The 20,698-nt window shown below is 68.2% G+C and carries 24 protein-coding genes and 3 pseudogenes; 19 read left to right on the top strand and 8 right to left on the bottom strand.

What is annotated here, in order from left to right; all coding sequences use genetic code 11:
- Positions 1–9: 9 nt before the first annotated feature.
- The 3 genes from ACFYM6_RS30445 to ACFYM6_RS30435 all read left to right on the top strand — a co-directional run bounded on the left by ACFYM6_RS30445 (position 10) and on the right by ACFYM6_RS30435 (position 2,338).
- Complete coding sequence (locus ACFYM6_RS30445) at positions 10–963, top strand: sigma-70 family RNA polymerase sigma factor (protein ID WP_387280905.1); 954 nt, start codon at positions 10–12, stop codon at positions 961–963.
- A 40-nt stretch (positions 964–1,003) separates the two neighbouring features.
- Positions 1,004–1,168: a hypothetical protein gene (locus tag ACFYM6_RS30440; protein ID WP_387280904.1), complete on the top strand. Its 165-nt coding sequence runs from the start codon at positions 1,004–1,006 to the stop codon at positions 1,166–1,168.
- A 231-nt stretch (positions 1,169–1,399) separates the two neighbouring features.
- A complete protein-coding gene (locus ACFYM6_RS30435) occupies positions 1,400–2,338 on the top strand; it encodes a cyclase family protein (RefSeq protein ID WP_387280903.1) in 939 nt (312 codons plus the stop codon).
- A gap of 182 nt (positions 2,339–2,520) precedes the next feature.
- Here ACFYM6_RS30435 and ACFYM6_RS30430 read toward each other — a convergent pair.
- The 3 genes and pseudogenes from ACFYM6_RS30430 to ACFYM6_RS30420 form a co-directional block, all read right to left on the bottom strand.
- A pseudogene (locus ACFYM6_RS30430) lies at positions 2,521–2,709 on the bottom strand (transposase); the annotation flags it as partial.
- A 261-nt stretch (positions 2,710–2,970) separates the two neighbouring features.
- Positions 2,971–3,111: a hypothetical protein gene (locus ACFYM6_RS30425; RefSeq protein ID WP_387280902.1), complete on the bottom strand. Its 141-nt coding sequence runs from the start codon at positions 3,109–3,111 to the stop codon at positions 2,971–2,973.
- A gap of 5 nt (positions 3,112–3,116) precedes the next feature.
- Positions 3,117–3,602, bottom strand: coding sequence for a hypothetical protein (locus ACFYM6_RS30420; protein ID WP_387280901.1), 486 nt, complete (start codon positions 3,600–3,602; stop codon positions 3,117–3,119).
- Positions 3,603–4,171: 569 nt separating this feature from the next.
- Here ACFYM6_RS30420 and ACFYM6_RS30415 point away from each other — a divergent pair.
- Positions 4,172–4,546: a helix-turn-helix transcriptional regulator gene (locus tag ACFYM6_RS30415; protein ID WP_107074480.1), complete on the top strand. Its 375-nt coding sequence runs from the start codon at positions 4,172–4,174 to the stop codon at positions 4,544–4,546.
- Positions 4,543–4,719, top strand: a complete 177-nt coding sequence (locus ACFYM6_RS30410) for an SRPBCC domain-containing protein (RefSeq protein WP_387280900.1) — start codon at positions 4,543–4,545, stop codon at positions 4,717–4,719. The genes ACFYM6_RS30415 and ACFYM6_RS30410 overlap by 4 nt, the downstream gene beginning before the upstream one ends.
- A gap of 54 nt (positions 4,720–4,773) precedes the next feature.
- Here ACFYM6_RS30410 and ACFYM6_RS30405 read toward each other — a convergent pair whose 3' ends face one another.
- A complete protein-coding gene (locus tag ACFYM6_RS30405; protein WP_387280899.1) occupies positions 4,774–5,022 on the bottom strand; it encodes a hypothetical protein in 249 nt (82 codons plus the stop codon).
- 14 nt (positions 5,023–5,036) lie between these two features.
- Between ACFYM6_RS30405 and ACFYM6_RS30400 the strand changes: the two genes are divergently transcribed.
- Positions 5,037–5,600: a dihydrofolate reductase family protein gene (locus ACFYM6_RS30400; RefSeq protein ID WP_387280898.1), complete on the top strand. Its 564-nt coding sequence runs from the start codon at positions 5,037–5,039 to the stop codon at positions 5,598–5,600.
- Here ACFYM6_RS30400 and ACFYM6_RS30395 read toward each other — a convergent pair.
- Together ACFYM6_RS30395 and ACFYM6_RS30390 are read right to left on the bottom strand one after the other, a co-directional pair.
- Positions 5,579–6,202, bottom strand: coding sequence for a hypothetical protein (locus ACFYM6_RS30395; RefSeq protein ID WP_387280897.1), 624 nt, complete (start codon positions 6,200–6,202; stop codon positions 5,579–5,581). The two genes, ACFYM6_RS30400 and ACFYM6_RS30395, sit on opposite strands and share 22 nt — an antisense overlap.
- A 160-nt stretch (positions 6,203–6,362) precedes the next feature.
- On the bottom strand, positions 6,363–6,722 hold the full coding sequence (locus tag ACFYM6_RS30390; protein WP_387280896.1) for a hypothetical protein: 360 nt from the start codon (positions 6,720–6,722) through the stop codon (positions 6,363–6,365).
- An 81-nt stretch (positions 6,723–6,803) separates the two neighbouring features.
- On the opposite strand from ACFYM6_RS30390, the gene ACFYM6_RS30385 reads away from it, so the two are divergent.
- From ACFYM6_RS30385 to ACFYM6_RS30345, 9 genes and pseudogenes are all read left to right on the top strand, one after another.
- Positions 6,804–7,472, top strand: coding sequence for a ThuA domain-containing protein (locus ACFYM6_RS30385; RefSeq protein ID WP_089006405.1), 669 nt, complete (start codon positions 6,804–6,806; stop codon positions 7,470–7,472).
- A 41-nt stretch (positions 7,473–7,513) separates the two neighbouring features.
- Positions 7,514–8,359, top strand: a complete 846-nt coding sequence (locus tag ACFYM6_RS30380; RefSeq protein ID WP_387280929.1) for a nucleoside hydrolase — start codon at positions 7,514–7,516, stop codon at positions 8,357–8,359.
- Positions 8,317–8,918: pseudogene (locus tag ACFYM6_RS30375) on the top strand (ABC transporter ATP-binding protein); the annotation flags it as partial. The gene ACFYM6_RS30380 and the pseudogene ACFYM6_RS30375, both read left to right, overlap by 43 nt.
- 102 nt (positions 8,919–9,020) lie before the next feature.
- Complete coding sequence (locus tag ACFYM6_RS30370) at positions 9,021–9,143, top strand: hypothetical protein (protein WP_387280895.1); 123 nt, start codon at positions 9,021–9,023, stop codon at positions 9,141–9,143.
- Between the two features lie 138 nt (positions 9,144–9,281).
- Complete coding sequence (locus tag ACFYM6_RS30365; RefSeq protein ID WP_387280894.1) at positions 9,282–10,355, top strand: Gfo/Idh/MocA family protein; 1,074 nt, start codon at positions 9,282–9,284, stop codon at positions 10,353–10,355.
- 142 nt (positions 10,356–10,497) lie between these two features.
- Positions 10,498–11,256, top strand: a complete 759-nt coding sequence (locus tag ACFYM6_RS30360) for a phytanoyl-CoA dioxygenase family protein (RefSeq protein ID WP_387280893.1) — start codon at positions 10,498–10,500, stop codon at positions 11,254–11,256.
- 10 nt (positions 11,257–11,266) lie between these two features.
- Positions 11,267–12,184: a sugar phosphate isomerase/epimerase family protein gene (locus tag ACFYM6_RS30355; RefSeq protein WP_387280892.1), complete on the top strand. Its 918-nt coding sequence runs from the start codon at positions 11,267–11,269 to the stop codon at positions 12,182–12,184.
- A gap of 25 nt (positions 12,185–12,209) precedes the next feature.
- A complete protein-coding gene (locus ACFYM6_RS30350; RefSeq protein ID WP_387280891.1) occupies positions 12,210–14,285 on the top strand; it encodes a hypothetical protein in 2,076 nt (691 codons plus the stop codon).
- The gene (locus ACFYM6_RS30345) at positions 14,282–15,235 is read left to right on the top strand and encodes a zinc-binding dehydrogenase (RefSeq protein ID WP_387280890.1); all 954 of its coding nucleotides are present in this window, start codon (positions 14,282–14,284) and stop codon (positions 15,233–15,235) included. The genes ACFYM6_RS30350 and ACFYM6_RS30345 overlap by 4 nt, the downstream gene beginning before the upstream one ends.
- Positions 15,236–15,252: 17 nt before the next feature.
- Here the strand turns inward: ACFYM6_RS30345 and ACFYM6_RS30340 are convergent, their stop codons facing one another.
- Together ACFYM6_RS30340 and ACFYM6_RS30335 are read right to left on the bottom strand one after the other, a co-directional pair.
- Entirely contained in the window at positions 15,253–16,059 is an 807-nt protein-coding gene (locus tag ACFYM6_RS30340; protein WP_387280928.1) for a substrate-binding domain-containing protein, read from the bottom strand.
- 48 nt (positions 16,060–16,107) lie between these two features.
- Positions 16,108–16,275 (bottom strand): annotated as a pseudogene (locus tag ACFYM6_RS30335) (LacI family DNA-binding transcriptional regulator); the annotation flags it as partial.
- A 50-nt stretch (positions 16,276–16,325) separates the two neighbouring features.
- Here ACFYM6_RS30335 and ACFYM6_RS30330 point away from each other — a divergent pair.
- The 4 genes from ACFYM6_RS30330 (at position 16,326) to ACFYM6_RS30315 (ending at position 20,698) form a co-directional block, all read left to right on the top strand.
- Entirely contained in the window at positions 16,326–17,183 is an 858-nt protein-coding gene (locus ACFYM6_RS30330; protein ID WP_387280889.1) for a helix-turn-helix domain-containing protein, read from the top strand.
- Between the two features lie 129 nt (positions 17,184–17,312).
- Positions 17,313–18,632 carry an ABC transporter substrate-binding protein gene (locus ACFYM6_RS30325; protein WP_387280888.1) on the top strand — a complete coding sequence of 440 codons (1,320 nt, stop codon included), beginning with the start codon at positions 17,313–17,315 and terminating at the stop codon, positions 18,630–18,632.
- A gap of 75 nt (positions 18,633–18,707) precedes the next feature.
- Positions 18,708–19,706, top strand: coding sequence for a carbohydrate ABC transporter permease (locus tag ACFYM6_RS30320; protein ID WP_387280886.1), 999 nt, complete (start codon positions 18,708–18,710; stop codon positions 19,704–19,706).
- Positions 19,703–20,698: a carbohydrate ABC transporter permease gene (locus tag ACFYM6_RS30315; protein ID WP_387280885.1), complete on the top strand. Its 996-nt coding sequence runs from the start codon at positions 19,703–19,705 to the stop codon at positions 20,696–20,698. Before ACFYM6_RS30320 ends, ACFYM6_RS30315 begins: the two co-directional genes overlap by 4 nt.

Here is a 20,698-nt window from a genome sequence, read left to right as displayed (position 1 = left end):
GTGATCCGCGTGGACAGCACCGCCACTGATCGCTTCGACACCAGTCGGTTCGAGGCCAGCCGGAACCGGCTGGCCTCGCTGGCGTACCGGCTGCTGGGCTCCGCCACCGACGCCGAAGACGCCGTACAGGATGCGTTCCTGCGCTGGCAGGCCGTCGACCGGCAGCGGATCAAGGTGCCGGAAGCATGGCTGACCAAGGTCGTCACCAACCTGTGCCTCGACCGGCTCCGCTCGGCACAAGCCCGCCGCGAACGCACCGTCGGCGCCTGGCTGCCCGAACCGCTCCTCGCCGGCGACCCGATGCTCGGCCCGGCCGACACTTTCGAGCAGCGCGAATCGGTCTCCCTGGCCGTGCTGACTCTCATGGAGCGACTGTCACCCCTCGAGCGGGCCGTCTACGTCCTGCGCGAAGCGTTCGCCTACAGCCACGCCGAGATCGCCGAGATCCTCGACATCACCGAGTCCGTAAGCCAGCAGCACCTCCACCGGGCCCGGCGCCGCATCACCGCCGCGCGCCGCCGCGGCGGCGAAGTCGACCCGGCATCCGCCCGCAGGATCGTCGAGGAATTCCTCGCCGCTGCCTCCTCAGGCCGCACCGAACGCCTAGTCGCGCTGCTCACCGACGACGCGACCGCGATCTCCGACGGCGCCGGCCTGGCCAAGACCTTGCTGCGGTACGACACTCCGCAGCGCATCGCCGCCGTCGTACGAGCCGGCTTCAAACCCACACCCGCGAAACGGCGACTTGCCGGCGGCACGCCCGCCATCCACTACGCGCTCGTCAACGGCGCCCCCGCCATCCTCTTCGTGCTCGGCGACCAGGTCATCGGCGCCGTGGCGTTCGACATCACCAACGGCAAGATCGCAACCGTGCGCGGCATCGCCGCCCCCACCCGCCTCGCCCGCCTCACCGAAGCCTGGCGGCAGCACGAACCGGACATGCCGCTCATCCCCGAGTGGTGACCCGACACCGACCGCGGCCATGCGCAGCACCCGCGCTGCGATGAACGCTGACCGCGCACGCCGTCCGGCCCGTGACTACGAACGGGACCCCGCCATCTCCGTGGCCATGATCCGCTGGGTCGCGATCAACACCATCACCCGCCGGATCGCCCGCGGAGGCCCCGCCACCCGCCAGCAGCGACGCACCTTCACCACCAGTAGTTGATCTCCTCAAACACGCACTTACAAAGCTTTGTCACTCTGTAACTGCACCAGCAGTACCTCGCGCGCAATATCAACGGCTACCGGTGCCACAGCACCACAGGTGTGCCGTACCCTACCTCCTGATCGGCCGACTGCTGGCCTGCTGATCTAGTGTCATGCCAGTTCAGCGGGCCTTGGTGCCTCGAACCGCGTGACCGGAGGAGTCGATGCTGGGATGACGGCAGGGCGACCGATGCCCACACAGGACGACGTGCTCGGGTACTTCAACACGCTGTCGAACTGGGGACGGTGGGGCGACGACGACGAGCTCGGCACTCTGAACCACATCACCGACGACGTCCGGCTGGCGGCGGCGCGGGCCGTGCGCCACGGCAGGAGCGTGTCGTGCGCATGGGAGGTTGCCGTACCGGAAGACATGGAACGGTCGACGACGACGTGCCCGTGCGCCGCCGACATGCCGGGTGCCGAGAACATGCCGTTGCCCGGATTCCGCGCCGACCGGCGCTGGGGCTTTTCGTCCGAGCGGCTCGGCATCACCTTCCACGGCAACACTCTCACCCACATCGACTCGCCGTGCCACATCTTCTGGGACGGCACGATGTACAACGGGCGGTCGCACTCGTTGGTCGACGCCGCAACGGGATCGGCGTGGGCGGCCGTCACGGCGGCGGCGAACGGGATCATCACGCGTGGTGTCCTGCTGGACATCGCGAGGCTCCGCGATGTGCCATGGTTGGAACCGGGGCAGGGTGTGTTTCCCGAGGATCTCGAGGAGGCCGAGCGTCGCCAGGGTGTGCGGGTGCGATCCGGCGATGCGGTACTCCTGCGGACCGGCTATGGCCGCGTCCGGCACGAGGCCGGTGAGGCCAGCGGTTTCACGCAGGCCGGCTGGCACGCGTCCTGCCTGCCGTGGCTGCATGAACGGGAGGTCGCGCTGATCGCCGCTGACACCTCCCAGGAGGTTCAGCCGTCGGGGTACAACGACGTGTTGATGCCGGTTCACGCCGTGAGCCTCGTCGCGATGGGTCTGTGGCTGCTCGACAACTGCGACCTGGAGGCGTGCGCGACGACGGCTGCCGAGCTCGGCCAGTGGGACTTCCACCTCGCAGTCGCGCCGGTCCGCTTCGCCGGTACGTCCGGCAGCCCGGTCAACCCGATCGCCACATTCTGACCGCGGGACTCGCACCCGACAGTGTCGGCACCCTTCACCGTCTGAGAAGCGATCAGCCCTGCGCTGGGCTGCGTTACGGCCTTCGGCGATCCGCAGCAGTGCACGCACCACCGAGAGCCTTCTGCTCGGTGACCTCGTCCTGTTCCCAGCGGTTGAAGTACCAGTACACCGGTCTGCCAAGGCGGGAAGTCGGCCGGCAGTTGCCGCCACGCGCATCCGGTGCGCACCACATAGAGGATCCCGTCCACCAACGCGCGGCGGGGATGCTTCTCCGGCGGCCGGCCTCCGGTCTTCACCTCCGGCAGCAGCGGCTCGATCAGAGCCCACTGCTCGTCGCTGGTGTCCAAGGGGTACCGGCTGCGTCGTGCCACCCGTCCAGAGTTGATCACACGGCGGGTGAGTCACGCAGACACGCCGATCCCTTCTCATACACGCTCTCACTGGGCGTTCTGATCTTATCTGCGCGTGGTTGGCAGGGTTCGGTGGGCCGAACGCCGCACGAGTAGGGCGAGCCAAGGTGCGGCTACTGGCACCATTCGCCCGAACTGGTGGCATCGATATGCCAGCTTCGTTCCGCAGATCGCGTTTGGTTCAGAAACGCGCCGGAATCGTCGGACTGCGGGTGCGATCCGTCAAAGCAAGGTCCACAGCGCCATCGGCCGCAGTTGCACGCCCGGCACCTCGCACAACGTCCGGGCGACCTTCAGCGGCAGCCGATCCACCACCAACTTCACCTGCCACTGGCGTTTCTCCGCCGACCGGCCGTCGGGCACGGCGGCTAGGGCAGGGCGCGCAGGGTGAACAGGTTGTCGGCGGGGTCGACGATGGCCTTCAGTCGCGCGCCGACCTGAAGGACGGGCTCGTCGTCACAGCGGTAGACGGCCTCGAACGGCGGCACTCCCTCACCGCTGATGCGCAATGTGAGCACGGCGTAGTCGGCACTGCCGTCGTGCGGGTCCTCCAACTCCTTGGCCAGGACCTCAGCCGAGGCGGGCCGCCCGGCGGCACGCAGCCGCTGTGTCTCGTCGCGCCCCGCGTCGGCGCCGAACCACAGCGCCAGGCCCACCACCAGCAGGATCAGGACTGAGAGGACGCCGACGGGCACGGCGATCCACCACGGCCAGTCCACCTGGCCCGTCACGAACGAGACCGCCAGGGCGACCGCCGAGGCGAGGCAGACCACACCGGAGATGCGCGATCCGAGCGGGGCGTGCTTCCCGACGATCGTCGCCTGCTTGCCCCGCATGCTCGAATCGGCGGTCACCAAGCCATCGTAATGACCGGGTGATTCGTCGCAAGGCCCACGCAAGGTTGAGGTCTGAAGGGTAACGACGCTCGCGCCACGTCCATGGACGCTCTGCTGGATGCCACGGCAGCGTCCGCCGATTGTGTTTGGTGCAGAAAGCGGCGGGATAGTCGGACTGCGAGTGCGATCCGCCACGGCCAGTCCACAGTAGATCTGCGGCTTGCCGTTTCTGGATGTTCCGTGGTGGTGCAGTGGCCCGCGTTGGCTGTCAGCCGTGGGATGCGCCATCGTCAGCGGGCGCGGTCGCTTCTCTTGACTACGTTCGGTCACCCGCAGGGCGGAGGGACGTGCGCGGGTCGCGGCAGTTCCGGACGTCGACCGGCACGGAAGGCTGGTTACAGAACGTGACGGTTTCTATGTGAGTGCCGTACCCGGACGGCGGCAGAAGCGGACACCGCTTTGCCGCAGGTTGTTCGGCAGCACCTCAGCGTTGGTGGCAGGACCGAGCCGGCCCGGCGACTCATCCGTTGACAACACCACTCGTCTCCAATACGTTTAACAGGACGGTTAAGTGAAGGGAGCTTCCGATGGCTGGCACCGATCAGCTCAGCGCGGTGTTCTCGGCGCTCGCCGACCCGACTCGACGGGCGATCATCGCCGAGCTGGCCGCACGCGACGCCACGGTCACCGAGCTCACCGCTCCTCTGTCCATCTCGATGCCGGCGGTGTCACGGCACCTGAAAGTGCTCGAGCGCGCCGCGCTCATCTCGCGGTCGCGGTCGGGCAAGTGGCGCGCGAGCCACCTCGAAGCTGCCCCGCTGCGCGAGGCGGCCGACTGGATCGAGCGCTACCGGCGGTTCTGGGACTCGTCCCTCACCCGCCTCGATGCCCACCTCGCCGCGGTGCAGGCCGCCGGACCGGCAACGGACCGGATGGCCGACGACCCCAGGGAGCTCGAATGAACACCGAAACTCCGCAGCTCGTCATCTCGCGTGTGTTCGACGCGCCGCGGGAGCTCGTCTACCGAGCCTTCACCGATCCCGACCACCTAGCGGCGTGGTGGGGCCCGACCGGCAACTCACTGCCACGCGATGAGATTGAGTTCGACGTGCGCCCCGGCGGCTATCAACGGTAGACGGAGGTCAATGCAGCCGACCCCGGCCTTCGCGTGCACATCCATGTCGACCTTCTAGACGTCGCTGACGGCGAACTGCTCGAAGGCGTCATGCACGTCAGTGGCCGGCTGCAGCAGGGCCTCGAACCGTTCGAGACGAGACTCCGGATCGAGTTCCACGACGAGGCCGACCGACGGACGCGACTGGAGATCCGCCAGTGGCTCCCCGAACATCTGGCGCACCCCAGCGAGGAGGGTTGGCGCCAAGCGTTCACCAAGCTGGACGCCACGCTGATGAATGTCCAGGCTGTTGCAGCTGATCATCGAAAGGTAGGAGCATGGCAAAGCTGATTTACGTGAATAACGTGTCGCTTGACGGCTACATCGAGGACGAACGCGGCGCGTTCGCCTGGTTGCCAATGGACGACGAGGTATTCGCGCTCTACACCGACCTCCTGCGGTCTGTGGGCACGTTCCTCTACGGGTGGCGCCTGTACGAAGCGATGGCCGTCTGGGAGACTGACGCCGCTCTGGCCGCGCAGTCCGACCTCATGGCCGACTTCGCGAGTGCCTGGCAGGCGGCGAGCAAAGTCGTGTACTCCACGACCCTCGCCGCGGTGTCAACTGCCGACACCCGACTCGAACGCCGTTTCGACCCCGCCGCGGTACACGAACTGAAGGCCACGGCCAGCAGCGATCTCACCGTAGGAGGTGCGAACCTCGCGGCGCAGGCTTTCAAGGCCGGGCTGGTCGACGAGTGCCAGCTGTTCGTCTGGCCCGTTGTCGTCGGCGGGGGCAAGCCAGGGCTGCCGACCGGCATGCGCACCGACCTTGAGCTCCTCGATGAGCGCCGATTCCGAAACGGCGTCGTACACCTCCGCTACCGCCCTCTCGGACAGTGAACGACAGCCCTGTCCGATCGCCAGCGCTTGCATGACAGGCGGAACGCTGACGACTGATTCGGCCGGATGAGGTCGCCCATCACGAACTCGGGTTGCGTCAAGTCGCAGTGTGCGGAGGCGTCAACCGCCGCGTCGGGACGACGGTGGCGACAGCGAACCTCAGTCCGGGGAACGCCCCGAGAATCACCCCCTTCGTCTATCCGTCGGCGTGCCAGCGCACGCCCGATGACGAGGACTGTGCCGGGGGCGACCCAGCGGTGCTCGGTCACGTGCACCTCGGCGGTTGGTACGACGGCGGCCGGATGTCCGTCCCGTCCGAAAAGCAGCGCGCCGGCGAGCAGGTCTCGGTCGCGGGCGATGCCGGTCAACGCCGACCAGTGCCGTCCGTCGGGTGAGGCGGTGGGTCGCGCCAGATGGAAGCGCTCCTCGTGCAGCTCCGACACCTCACCGGACGGCGAGACCCGCATCAGACGGGCGTCGTACCACGCGCCCTCGCCGGCGCCGTCGCTGACCACCGCAACCAGATCGTTGCCGAGCCAATCGACCTCACAGGTGTTCAAGGTAGTCAGGGCTCGCGTCCCGCCGCTGATCTCCCAGACCACCAGTCGACGGCGCCCACCGGAGTGGGGGAGCACCATCGGTCGCCAGGTCTCGGTGGCCGCGCCGCCGACGGTGCCCGATCCCCACACGTCGGAGACGTGTGCGCCGGGTTCGGCGACGACCAGCGCGAGCCGGCGGCCGTCCGGGGCCCACCGGGCCAGCTCAGGGGTGCCGCCCAGCTCCGGCGATCTCGGCGCCGTCCAAGTCCACCAGAACGACCGCCTCGGCGGCGAGCATGCACAGGCGATCGCCGGTCGGCGACCATACCGGGGACGTCGTGGATGCCCCGGGCAGTACCGGGCGGAGCGTGCCGGCCGCATCGACGAGCACGACCTGCCGCCGGGGTTCGTCGTCCGGCTCGCGGCGCAGGGTCGCGGTGATCGCGACCAGGTCTCGCGTCGGGTGGGGCGCCGCCTGGGCGATGTCCGCGATGTCGTGGGGCCCGGTGCGCCGAAACGAGCGGTGGAGGTCGGATACCCACGCCTCGACGGCGGCGTACCCGGGTTCTTCGAAGGGGGTCACGCTGGTCACCCTGGCAGATCCCTGGCATTTTGCAAATCGATTGGCTACTGTGCCGATCGGACCCTCACCCCAAGGAGAAGCATGGACAGTGGGCGCACCCGTCAGGCCCTGGTCGTCCGGGGTGGCTGGGAGGGGCACAGCCCGGTCGAGGCGACCGAGAGGTTCATCCCGTTCCTCGAGGAGCACGGCTACGCCGTCGAGGTGCACGAGAGCCCCGAGGTGTACGCCGACGGCGAGAAGCTCGCCGCGACCGATCTCGTCGTGCAGTGCTACACCCAAGGCGTCGCCACCGACGAACAGATACTCGGGCTGTCCGTCGCGGTCGCGGGCGGCACCGGTCTCGCCGGCTGGCACGGTGGCATCTGCGACTCCTTTCGCGGCTCGCCCGACTACCTACATCTCACGGGCGGGCAATGGGCCGCGCACCCCGGCGGCTTCGTCGAGTACGAGGTGGCCGTCGTGCCGGAGCGGCGCGGGCATCAGATCGTCGAGGGCCTGGACCGCTGGGAGCTGAACACCGAGCAGTACTGGGTGCTCACCGACGAGCTGAACGACGTGCTCGCCACCACCACGTTCGGCGTGCGTGACGACACCCCGTGGCGGGAGGAGCTGACCTGCCCCGCGGTCTGGACCCGCCAGTGGGGGAAGGGCAGGGTCTTCGTCTCGACGATCGGCCACAAGCTGGAGGACCTCGACCACCCCGATGTGAGGACGCTGACCGAGAGGGGTCTGCTGTGGGCGAGCCGCTGACCCGGGAGCCAATTCGGATCATCCTCGACACGGACTTGGCCATGGGGGCACCGGGGTCGGACATCGACGACGGCTTCGCGCTCGCGCTGGCCCTGGCCGACCCAGGTCTCCGCGTCGAGCTGGTCACGACGGTCGGTGGCAACAGCGACGTCGTGACCTCGACCCGGCTGACTCGTGAGCTGCTCGAGGTGCTCGGCCGCGGCGACGTGCCCGTGATGCAGGGTGCCCCGGCCGATGTCATCGCGGCCGAGGAGATCGCGCGTCGGGTGCTCGCCGAGCCAGGGCAGTTGACCATCGTCGCGATCGGACCGCTGACCAATGTCGCACGCGCGCTCGCGCTCGCGCCGGGGGTCGCCGGCGCGGTCCGCGAGGTCGTCGTCATGGGTGGGGTGTTCCTCGGGCAGACGAACGTCGCGGCAATGCCGGGTGAGTACAACTTCTGGTGCGACCCGGAGGCGGCCCAGGCGGTCTGCGAGAGCGGCGCGCGCCTGCGGTTCGTCGGGCTCGACGTGACCCGTCAGGTGCGGCTGAGCCGCGAGGACGCCCGAGCACTGGCGTCCGAAGGGGAGTTCGGCCGGATCGCCGCACGCCATACCGAGGCCTGGATCGACTTCCAGGAGCGGGTCAAGCCGCGAGAGGCGATCGAGCAGGGCAGCTGCGCGCTGCACGACCCACTCGCCGTCGCGGTGGTCACCCGTCCGGATCTGGTCACCTGGACCGAGGCGCACGTCGCCATCGAAACGGCGGGCCGGGTCACGCGCGGGGTGGCGGTGGCTGACCTCCTGATGTGGGAGAACCCACCCGAGCCCAACTGCCGGATCGCGACAGCGGTGGACGCGCGGGCCTTCCGGGAGCTGATCCTCGAGCGGATGGCGGCTCTGCCGTAAGCGTGGCGGTCGGCGGCGTCGCGGTGGCGAAACTTCCCCCGCGGAATTGGGCCGACGCATTGTCCTGGTGACGCAGGAACACCACGTGTTCATCGGCTCGCTGCGGGAGAACCTGGCGATGGCCACAGCGGGCACGGCCGACGCAGCGAGCCGCGCGGCCCTGGTCGCGGTCGGCGCGGACTGGACGGCGGAGCTGCCCGAGGGCCTGGACACCCAGCTCGGCCCGGGCGGGATGCGGCTGGACGCGGCGAAGGCACAGCACCTGGCCCTGGCTCGCGTGGTCCTGGCCGATCCGCACGCCGTGGTCCTGGACGAGGCCACCTCGCTGCTCGATCCGACCACGGCACGGCGCACCGAGCGGTCCCTCGCCGCCCTGCTCCAGGGCCGTACGGTGATCGCCATCGCCCACCACCTGCACACCGCGCACGCCGCCGATCGGGTCGCAGTGGTCGAAGGCAGGCGCGTCACCGAGCTCGGCGCGCACGACGAGCTGGTCGCCGCCGATGGAGCGTACGCCGCGCTGTGGCGTTCATGGCACGAAACCGACCCGCCCGTCTGACCGGTTGGCTGCGTTGACCGAAAGGTGCGCACCCCTTAGCGTTGTTCGCCTAGCAAACCGATTTGCACCGGCCCGAAGGAGAGATCATGAGCGTCCGACTTCGTGCGCGATGTCGCAGCCGGCACGCCGCCGGCGCCGTCGTTCGCCGACGGCCTCCAGGTCCAGCGGGTGCTGGACGCCGTTGAGCTGTCCTCGGCAGCGGGCGCCGGCTGGACCGCAGTCTGACCAATGCCCGACGGGAGCACCCGTGCGTGCGCTCCCCGGCAGCGAATCGGGCCGCCTGCGGCGTCGTTCGACGCCGCGTTCTCCCCAGGCCGCTGACCGGTCGCCCTTACCGGCCACCCACTACTGAGAGGTACACACTTGAGCAAGCTGCGCGTCGGCGTGATCGGACTGGGCGAGGTCGCCCAGGTCATCCACCTGCCCGTCATCGAGTCGTTGCCCGACCGCTACGAGCTCGCGGCGATCTGCGACATCTCGCCGGGCCTGCTGGAGCGTCTGGGCGCTCGCTATCGGGTCGAGCACCGCTACACCGACTTCCGCGAGATGCTCGCCGCCGGCGGCCTGGACTGCGTGGTCGTGCTCAACAGCGACGAGTACCACGCGGACTGCACGGTCGCGGCGCTCGACGCGGGTCTCGACGTACTGGTCGAGAAGCCGATGTGCCTCAGCCTCCGCGAGGCACAGGAGATCATCGCGGCGCGCGACCGGTCGGGGAAGACCGTGATGGTCGCCTACATGCGGCGTTTCGCACCGGCGTTCACCGAGGCGGTCCAGAAGCTGCCCGAGCTCGGCCCGATCCGCTACGTGCGTGTCCACGACGTGATCGGCGAGAACCGGCTGATCGTCGACCAGACGTCGTACGTCGACCGGCCGGACGACGTCCCGGAGGAGGCGGTCGACGAGAAGTGGGCGCGCCGCTCGGCGCTCGTGAAGGAGGCGCTGGGCGACGTTCCCCAGGAGCTGGAGTGGACCTACGGGTTGCTCTGCGGCCTCGGCAGCCACGACCTCTCCGCCATGCGGGAGCTGCTCGGCCGCCCGAAGGAGGTCTCGGCGGCGAAGATGTGGCGCAACGGCGGCTACATCGTCGCGCTCCTCGACTACGGCGACTTCGTCGTCACCTACGAGACAGGGGTGGACGACCAGCTGCGTTACGACACCTACATCGAGGTGTACGGCGCGAGCGGCACGATGAAGGTGGAGTACGACACGCCCTACGTCCGGCACTTCCCGACGACGCTGCATCTGGAGCTCACCGACGGCGACTCCTACGAGCGTTCCGTGCGGCGACCACACCTCAAGGACCCCTACACCTACGAGCTCGAGCACTTCCACGAGGCGGTTACCACAGGTGCGACGCCCAAGACGACTCCGGAAGACTACGTGCAGGACATGGAGCTCTTCATCGAGATCATCCGAGCCCTGGAGAACGGCTGATCACGCCCCGGGACGACGTCGGGCGCATTCGGAAGATAAGTCGAGCCCAGCCGAAGATAGGTGTCGTGGCCCCGCTCGCCGCGCCGTAGCGTCGTCCTCGCCCCTGTCCCCGGGAACACCCACCTGGAAAGGCGCCACCGCGATGACTGAGACCCTGACCGACGCCGATGTGGCGTTCTTCCGCGACAACGGCTATCTGTTGCCCGGCCGCCAACTGCTCCCGGAGGATCGCCTCTCGCGGCTCGAGCTGATCTTCAACGAGCACCTCGAAGCCAGGGGCGACAAGCTCTCCGACGAGCTCGACACGCCGCACTACCACGACGAGCGGCTGCTGGATTACCTGCTCTCCGACGAGGTTCTCGACTGGGTCGAGCCGCTGGTCGGACCGAACATCGCCCTCTGGTCGAGCCACTTCATCTCGAAGGACCCCTTCACCGGTCGGGCGACCCCCTGGCACGAGGACAGCGCGTACTGGGAGGGCCGCTTCGACGACTACGACAACATCGTCACGATCTGGCTCGCCCTCGATGGCGGCTCGTTCAAGGAGAACGGCTGCATGCGGGTCATTCCGGGCTCGCACCTGGACGGCGGGTTCTCGGACAACTACCGGCCCACAGACATGACCGAGCAGACCTTCCACGCCGAGCTCGCCGGTGTGGACGAGGCGAAGGCCGTCTACTTCGAGTTGCAGCGCGGCGAGTTCTCGATGCATGACGGCCGGATCGTCCACGGCGCCCGAGCCAACACCAGCGCCACCCGTCGCACCGGCTACACCATGCGGTACTTCCCGAGCTCGGTGAAGATGCAGGACGTCCCACAGAACGAAGGATGGAAGATCTGGCTGGCCCGAGGGGTCGACCTCGCCGGCAACGACTACGCGAACGCACCCGCCCGCGCCTGAGGTTCGGCTCATGAGACTGGGACTTCTGACCGCCTGCCTGCCCGGCGAGTCGCTCGAGGACATCGCCCGGTGGGCCGGCGGCCACGGGTACGCCGCCCTCGAGGTCGCCGCCTGGCCCGACCGGCCCGGCCGCGACTGGGAGGCCAGCCACCTGAACGTCGAGGCATTCGGGCAGGCCGACGCCGACAGGGTCGCCGCGATCCTCGACCGGAACGGCCTGACTCTGTCGGCGGTCGCGTACTACGAGAACAACCTGCATGAGGACCGGGAGGTTCGCGAGGCGACGCACGCGCACCTGCGCCGGTGCATCGACGCCGCCCACCTGCTCGGCGTGCGCCTGGTCGGCACCTTCGTCGGCCGCGACGTGACGCTCACGGTGGCCGAGAACCTCCGGCTGGCCGAGCAGGTGCTGCCGCCGCTGGTCGAGTACGCCGCGGCCCGCGACGTACGCCTCGTGATCGAGAACTGCCCGATGGAGGGCTGGCATCCCGACGGCTATCCGGCCAACCTTGCGTACTCGCCCGAGCTCTGGGGCTGGATGGCCGACCTCGGGCTGTGGCTCAACTACGACCCCTCGCACCTGGTCTGGCTCGGCATCGACCCACTGGCGGCGCTCGAGGCGCACGCCGACCGGATCCTGCACGTTCAGGCCAAGGACGTCGAGGTGCACGCCGCCGCCCGCAACCGCTATGGGGTGTTCGGGCAGGTGCTCGACAAGCAGCCCTGGAAGAGCGGGTGGTGGCGCTACCGCATCCCCGGCCTCGGTGAAATCGACTGGCGGCGCCTGATCGACGCGCTCCACCAGCACGGGTACGAGGGTGTCGTCTCCGTCGAGCACGAGGACCCGGTCTGGAGCGGTGACCCCAGCCGCGTCCGCCAGGGCCTGACCATCGCACACCGCGCCCTCGCCCCGCACGTCCACGTCTGATCGACCGCCCAGGAGGGCCCCGCCCATGCACCGCGGCGTCTACTTCGATGCCTGGTTCCCCCGCCAGCACTGCTACCACCCGAGTCTCCCGCCCCGCCGCCTGCGAATGGTCGACGAGCTCGTCGACTACCGCGCCACCGTGCTGGTGTGGTCTGCCATGGGCGGTGGCTCGCTGGCCCTGCCGTACCTCGAGCAGGAGGCGTTCGGCCCGGTCGACGCCCGCTCGCGCTTCTACGGCTTCGTTAACGACAGCGAGTTCATCGCCGCCTGCCACGAGCGTGGCATCAAGGTGCTGGGCATCATCTTCGAGGCCCAGGGCTGGGAGTTCCCGGTCGAGCTGACCGACCAGGAGGACGCTGTCCTCGCCCTCAATGAGCTGCGCGGCGTGGGAAGGCGCGACTGGATGGGGCTGCGTGAGTTCTCGTCCAACCGCTACCCGAAGCTCTGGAAGCCGATCGAACACTACTTCCCCCGCGGGCTGGTGAACTCCGACGGTGACCCGGTCACCGACCTGATCGAGGAGTGCGTGGCCCGCGACATCCACGGCCGGCCCTGCCATGCGCACTGGGTGGAGTGCCCGGACCGCGAGCACCAGTGCTTCTACATGGACCGCAACAACCCGGTCTGGCGCGAGTACCTCAAGGCAGTGATCAGGATCCAGGTCGATGCCGGTGTCGACGGGATCCAGCTCGACGAGGCCGAGCTGCCGATGGGTGCATTCCAGTACGGCGCTTGCTTCTGCAAGGACTGCATGAAGGGTTTCCGCGCCCACCTCCAGGGGCTGAAACCCTCGGAGGTGGACGTCGTGCTCGACGGGGTCGACCTCGAGACCTTCCACTACGGCGACTGGCTGCTCGCGCAGGGCCACGACTTCAAGTCCGACCGCGAGTCGACGCCGCTGTTCGGCGACTACTACGCCTTCCAGTGCCTGTCGATCAAGAGGTATTTCGCCGAGCTCGCCGACTACGCCCGCGAGTACGCGCGGTCGCGCGGCCGCGAGATCATCGTCTCCGGCAACTTCTTCAACCTCGAGCCGATGTACCTCGCCCTCGCCGACGACGTCGACCTGATCATCACGGAGATGCGGAACACGACGTACCGCCAGCCGGACTGGTACCGGTACGTCGCGGCGTTCGCCGGTGACAAGGATGTCGTAGTCGTCGAGAACCCGTACGGCGGTGTTGTTCCGGAGCTGATCGACCTGCTCGGGAAGGGCAAGGGGTACGACCTGTTCCGGCTCTCGCTGTTCGAGGCGGCGGCGATGGGCTCGAACATGTCGGTGCCCTACGGTTCTTGGATGGGCAGCGTCATCGAGGACTCGTTCTACGCGCCCCACGAACTCGCCAGCGAGATCCAGGCGTTCCTGGCCGACCACGAGCAGCTGTTCGCGCGCCGGACCGCCAACGACGTCGCGGTCGTCTTCAGCGTCGAGAGCACGCGCGAGCTGATCGGCAAGGCGGACGCCGGCGACAACACCACCAACGCACGCGATGAGTCGGTGGTGGTGCCGTATCGCGTCGTGACGAAAACGCTGTCGGACGCCGCGGTGCCCTACGACGTGGTGATCTGGCCGGACGGCGTCACCGCTCCGGACCGCTCGAGCACCGAGGCGCTGCTGCGGTACTCGACCGTGATCCTGCCGGACGTCTTCGCACTGACCGAGGGGCAGGTCGCCGCCGTCGAGGGATACCTCGCGGCCGGTGGGACGGTCGTCGTCACTGACCGGGTGGCAAGCTCCCTCCCGCGGCACGGAGGTGTCCGCACCGCGCGCCGTGCCGTGCTCGACGAGCTGCTTCCGCACGGGCGGCAGGTCGAGACCACGGTGTCGGCCGCCGCGAACGTCCAGCACCTGGCCGACGGCTCCTACGCGCTGCACCTGGTCAACTACGACTACGACCGCGATGTCGACGCGGTGCGCGCGCTCACCGATGTCCCGCTCCGCGTGCGACTGCCGAAAGAGCGGGAGCACGCGACCGTGGTGGCGAGCGACGGGACGCGAACGCCGCTGGAGGTGGTCCGCGAGGAGGGTGCGCACGTCGTACGCCTCGGCTCGCTGGGCGTCTACGCGATCGTGGTCTTCCACGATGGGGAGCTGCCGTGAGGATCGCGGCGCTGCGTGGGCGCGAGACCTTGGAGGTCGAGCAGGCCCCGGTTCCGTCGATCGAGCCGGATGAGGTGCTGGTCCGCGTCGTGGCCTCGGGCGTGTGCGCGTCGGAGCTCGAGCCGTGGCTGACCGGTCCGCCGGTGGGGGAGGTCCGGTACCCGGGCCACGAGGTCAGCGGCGTGGTCGTCGAGATCGGCGCCGAGGTGACCGTGCCGGCGGTCGGGGACCGGGTCGGCGTCTGGGTCACCGAGCGGGGCTTCGCGGAGTACGTAGCGGTGCGCGCGGCGTACTGCTTCCCGGCGGGCGACGGCCGGCTCGACGAGGCGCTCGCGGAGCCGATCGCCTGCTCCGTCAACGCCGTCGAGGCCGCCGACGTCCGCCTGGGCGACGACGTGGTCATCATCGGGGCCGGATTCATGGGGAACCTGGTGCAGAAGCTCGCCGCGCTGCGCGGCCCGCGGCACCTGATCGTGGCCGACGCGCGCGCCGACGCCCTGGAGCGCGCTGTGCGGCTCGGCGCCACGCGGACCGTTGACGTGACGAAGGAGTCGCTGCCCGAGGTCGTACGGTCCCTCACGGGCGGGCGCGGCGCCGATATCACCTTCGAGTGCACGGGCACTCAACGCGCCCTCACGGTGTGCGGTGACACCACCCGGATGAGCGGCACGATCGCGATCGTCGGCTTCCATCAGGGCGCCGATCGCAGCATCCCGCTGGCCTCCTGGAACTGGATGGCGTTCAGGGTCGTCAACGCCCACTTCCGTGACGTCGCGGTGATCATGCGCGGCATGTCGGTCGGCATGCGCCTCCTCGCCGGCGGCGTGCTGTCGATGGACGGCCTCGTCAGCCACCGCTTCCCGCTCGAGGAGATCAACACCGCCTTCGCCACGCTGCGCGATAAGCCTGATGGGTTCGTGAAGGCGGTCGTGACGTTCCCGCAGCCGTGACTGTGGTCGGTCGCCGCTCAGGCGGTTCCGCGCTCGATCAGCGGGCAGGGCAGCACGACGGTCCGTCCGGCACCGGTGTAGCGGCCCGACATCCGGCTCATCAGCAGGTCGCCGGCTGTGCCGCCGGCCTCGTAGGCGGGGTTGCGGACCGTGGTCAGCCGCGGTGTCACGATAGTGGCGGCGTCGACGTCGTCGAAGCCCACGATGGCCACGTCCTGCGGAACGGAGAGTCCGAGCTCGTGGGCCACGTCGAGCGCTCCGATCGCCATCAGGTCGTTGGCGCAGAAGACGGCGTCGGGTCGGACCTCGAGCGCCATGAGCGTCTTCATGGCCTCGTAGCCGCCCTTGCGGGTCCAGTCGCCGCGCACCATCCGTTCGGCGGGGACCTTCCGCTTCGCAGCCTGCATGGCCGAACGGAAGCCCGCCGTGCGCGCCGCGCCGTAGTGAGGCGGGCCCTGGATCATTGCGATCCGCTGGTAGCCGCGCGAGGCCAAGAAGGAGCCGGCAGCGCGAGAGCCGGTCTCATCGTCAGGGATGACCGCGTCGCAGAGGGGATGGTCGAGATGGTCACCGATGCAGATGATGGGAGTCTGCTTGTCGGCCTCCCCGAACGTGACCTGCGACGCGGTCTCGCCGGACGCGAAGACGATGCCGTCCACTCCGCGGTCCATGGCGTCCTGGAAGAACTTGCGCTCTCGGTCGTGCTGACCGTCGGTGTTGCAGACGTACGTCCCGTGCCCTGCGGCGTCGACGGCGTCCGCCAGGCCTCGGGTGAGCACGGCGTAGAACGGGTTGGTGATATCGGGGACGACGACCGCGATCATGTGCGACTGCCGGGTCCGCAGGTTGCGGGCCACGATGTTCGGCCGGTATCCGAGTTCGCGGATCGCCTTTATCACGGTGCCTCGGGTGGCGACTGCGACCGCGCGCTTGCCGGACAACACGTGGGAGACGGTGGTGGGGCTCACCCCGGCGCGGCTGGCGACCTGCGCGATCGTCACGCGCAAGCGTCGGTCGGACGCTGCCTCGCTCCTCGACATAGCCGTATCCTACTGGGAGACCCGGCAGCAAAACGATTTGGGGCCGTCCCATGACCGACCTGGTCGAGCGGTTCAGCAGCGAGTCGCTGCTCCTTCCCGACAGCGGTGCGCGGGTGATGCGCCCACGGCTACGCACCGTCGACGTGCACTGGCACGACTACTACGAACTGTGCCTGGTGGTCTCAGGGGCGGCTGAGCACGTGGTGAACGGTGTTCCGCGACCCATCGGCCGGGGAAGTGCCTTCCTGCTGTCGCCCGCGGACTTCCACGCCATCCGGCCGATCGGTCACGAGCCGCTCGGCTGCTACAACACCGTCATCGACCCGGGGCTCATGGAACGACAGCTCGCCGGGCTGGGGCCGCCCTCGGTCGGTGACCTCCCGTGGCAGACCGACGACTTTCTCGATGCGGAAGTCGACCTGCGCCGGCTCCAGGCCGAGTTCGAGGAGCCACGGCTGGGCAGCGCACGACTGGTCGAGGCGCTCGTAGGATGCCTGGTGGTCGAGCTCGCGCGGCGCCAACTGGTCGAGGTCGCGGTCGCCGACCACCGCCTCGGCGTGTCCGATGAACTGCGGGCCGCGGTCCGCTTCGTCGACCGGCACTTTCGTGAGCCGATCTCGCTCGCCGACGCCGCCCGGCGGGCGCACCTGTCGTCGAACTACTTCAGCGAGCGGTTCCGCGAGTACACCGGCTCGTCCTTCCAGCTCTACCTGCAGGAGCGCCGTCTGCGGTTCGCCCGTTCCCTGCTCGCGTCGACCTCGTTGTCCGTGACCGAGGTGTGTCACGCCGCCGGCTTCAACAGCCTCTCGCACTTCGGTCGTGCCTACCGGCGCCGGTACGGCAGCGCTCCATCGGACCGCTCGGGCGGACACGCAGCCGCGCTCCCAGGGATCTCGGGGCCGTCCTAATGTGATGGAGCCCACCCGAATCCATTGACAAATGCCCGGTCCTTGGCGAGACTGCCCGCCAACTAGCCAATCGATTTGCGTCCGTCCAAGGCTCCGCAACTTCCACTGAGCGAGTAGTAGGGAGCAGGCGTGGTGAGGTTCCATAAGTTCTGGAAGACTGCGGCAATCGTTGCGTTGGCGCTCGCGACATCGCTGAGCGTCGCGTCGTGCGGAAGCGATGCGAAGGAGCCGAACACCGGCATCGGCAAGGGCTCAGGTCCGGTGAAGGACCCGGCCTCGCCGCAGACCGTGACGTTCTTCTCCTGGGTCGGCAACGAACCGCAGATGAAGCAGATGGCCGCCGAGTTCCACAAGCGGCACCCGAACATCACGATCAAATTCGAGAACGCCCCCGCGGAACAGGCACAGCAGGTGCTCAGCACCCGCATCGCCGGCAACACCGCCCCAGACGTCGCCTACATCAACGCAAGCGACACCAGCGACTACGCCGCCAGAGGGGCCCTCGTCGACCTTGGCGGCTACATGCAGCGCAGCGAGATCGTGAAGCCGGACAACTACGTCGATGGCTTCAAGACGTTCGTCACCTGGAACGACAAGATGTGGGGACTGCCGTTCGACGGCGAGACGACCGGTCTGTTCTACCGGACCGACCGCTTCAAAGAGGCCGGGATCGACGGCCCGCCGAAGACCTGGGACGAGTTCAAGGCCGCCGCAGAGAAGCTCACCGACACGGCGAACGGCAAGTACGGCTTCGAGATGTTCGCCTCGGAGTCGGCGTACTACTGGTACCCCTGGCTCTACCAGGCCGGTGGCGACGCGCTGACGAAGGACGGCAAGGACATCGCCTTCGACAGCGCGCAGGGCAAGACGGCAGCCGACTTCTACGTGAACCTCGCCAAGTACTCCCCGCGGGACTACCTCAACTCCAACTCCTACGACGGCCGGGTGGCGTTCGCGAAGGGCGACGTGGCGATGTACGTGGCGGGCGCCTGGTTCGCCGGCACCCTCGCGGACGAGTACCCGAAGATCACGGGCAAGTGGGCGGCGGCGCCGCTCCCCGACGGGGTCGCCGGGTGCAAGACCACCATCGCCGGAGACTCGCTGGTGATGTTCAGCAAGACCAAGGTCTCCGACGCCGCGTGGCTGTGGATGGAGTTCCTATCGCAGCCCGACAACCTGGCCAACTGGACGTACAAGACCGAGGGTACGCTGCTGCCTCCGACGAAGTCGCTGCTCGGCGGCGCCGACCTCGCCAAGGAGAAGCCGGTCCTTAAGCCCTTCGCCGACTTGATGTCGTGCGGCGTCGCGAGCACGGTCTCCAATCCGAAGTACCCGCGGATCGAGACCATCCTCAACGAGGAACTCGGCAAGGCCATCTATGGCGACCAGACCGCCGCGGAGGCGCTGGACAACGCCGCCCAGCAGGGCCGGGCGATCCTCGCCCACTGACCGAGCGGCCACAGCACCGGCGATGCGTCACCAGGCCGGGCCGGCCCGGTGACGCACGGAGGAAAGGAGACGGTGATGGCGACGGCACGGCCGCCGGTGCGGACCGAGACGGACGCGGCGCCTGTGAAGACCGGCGGGCGATGGACTCGGCCACGCCTCAGACGCGAGATTCCGCACGGGAACCGGCGCGGCCTTCCGGCCCGGGTCTGGACGCAACGGTCGGCGTACGTCTTCCTGCTGCCCGGCATGCTGATCTTCTCGGTCTTCACGCTGGCCGCCCTGATCTTCGCCGTCTACCTGACATTCCACCGGTGGAGCATCATCGAGCCGGACAGGCCGTTCGTCGGCCTGGACAACTATCGCGACATGATCCACGATGAGCGGTTCACCGAGTCGGTGCTGAACACCATCTACTTCAGCGGCGCCTCGGTTCCGCTCTCGATGGCGATCGGACTGCTGCTGGCGCTTCTGCTCAACCTGCCGTTGCGGTTGCGCGGCCTGTTCCGGACCGCGTTCTACCTTCCGGTCGTCACCCCGTTCGTGGTCTCCGCCATCCTCTGGAAGTGGCTCTACAACGGTGACTACGGCATGTTCAACCACTACCTGCTGCAGGCGCACATCATCGACGCCCCCTTGCTGTGGCTGTCGGACAAGAACCTCGCGATGCCGGCGGTCATCCTGATGAGCGTGTGGGCGGGCACCGGCTTTTCGATGGTGGTCTACCTCGCCGGGCTGCAGGCGATCCCCGACGAGCTCTACGAGTCGGCCCGCATCGACGGTGCCGGCGTATGGCAACGCCTGCGGTACATCACGATCCCCATGCTCCGGCCCACCACCCTGTTCTTGCTCGTCATGGGGATCATCAGCTCGCTGCAGGTCTTCACCCAGATCTTCGTGATGACCAGCGGCGGACCGGTCAACAGGACGACGACGATGGTCTACTACATGTATCTCTGGGCGTTCAAGTACTTCGACATGGGCTATGCCAGCACCTTGGCGTTCGCGCTCTTCCTCATGCTGCTCGTGTTCACGGCGCTCCAGCTGCGCCTTGTCCGGCAGGGGTTCGAGGCATGAGCGGCATCGTCGAAGGAGTCGACCTGCGTCAGGCGGCGCCGAAGCCCGCTCCGCCGGCCCGACGGTCGCCGGGCCGGAAGCCGCGGAACGGGATCCAGTTCAGGTGGCAGCAGAAGGTGGTCACGTACCTGGTGCTCACCCCGCTCGCGATCTTGTTCGTGGCCCCGTTCGCATGGCTGATCAGCGCCTCGTTCCAGCCGATGGGGGAGATCTTCTCCACGTCGCCGCACTGGGTCCCCAACGACCCGACCCTGGACGGCTACAAGGGGTTTCTGGATGTCGGTCACCTCACCAAGGCCCAGCAGGGCCAGGGACACGGTGACTGGCGGTGGTTCGCGAACAGCGCCTTCGTCGCCATCATGATCACCGTGCTGCAGACGTTCTTCAACGCCCTGTGCGCCTACTGCTTCGCCAAGCGCCGGTTCCCCGGCCGCAACGTGATCTTCATGCTCTTCCTGGCGACGATGATGGTTCCCGGCCAGGTCACGCTCATCCCGAACTACCTGATCATCAAGCACATCCCGTTCTTCGGCGGCAACGACTGGATGGGGAACGGCGGGCACGGCTGGCTGGACTCCTACTGGGGACTGATCATGCCGGGGATCGTGTCGGCGTTCGGCATCTTCCTCATCCGTCAGTACATGCTCTCGATTCCAGACCAACTGCTGGAGGCCGCCCGCATCGACGGCGCGAGCGAGTTCCGGATCTTCTGGTCCGTCGTGCTGCCGCTGTGCGCACCGGCGCTCGCGGCAAACGCGATCTTCACCTTCCAGGGGGCGTGGGAGGACTTCTTCTGGCCCCTGATCATCCTGTCCAGCCCCGAAAAGATCACCGCGCCCGTGGGCCTCGCGCTGTTCGTGGTGCAGAACCGCACGTCCTGGACATTGCTCTTCGCCGGGTCGGTGATCGCGGCCCTGCCGATGATCATCGTGTTCCTCGTCTTCCAGCGGAAGTTCGTGCAGGGCATCGCCCTCACCGGTGTGAAGGGCTGA

Source organism: Micromonospora sp. NPDC006431 (assembly GCF_042870725.1).
In the GTDB taxonomy this organism is placed as follows: Bacteria; Actinomycetota; Actinomycetes; order Mycobacteriales; family Micromonosporaceae; genus Micromonospora.
Note: the sequence above shows the minus strand (reverse complement) of the source record. Positions and strands in the feature narration are given on the sequence as shown.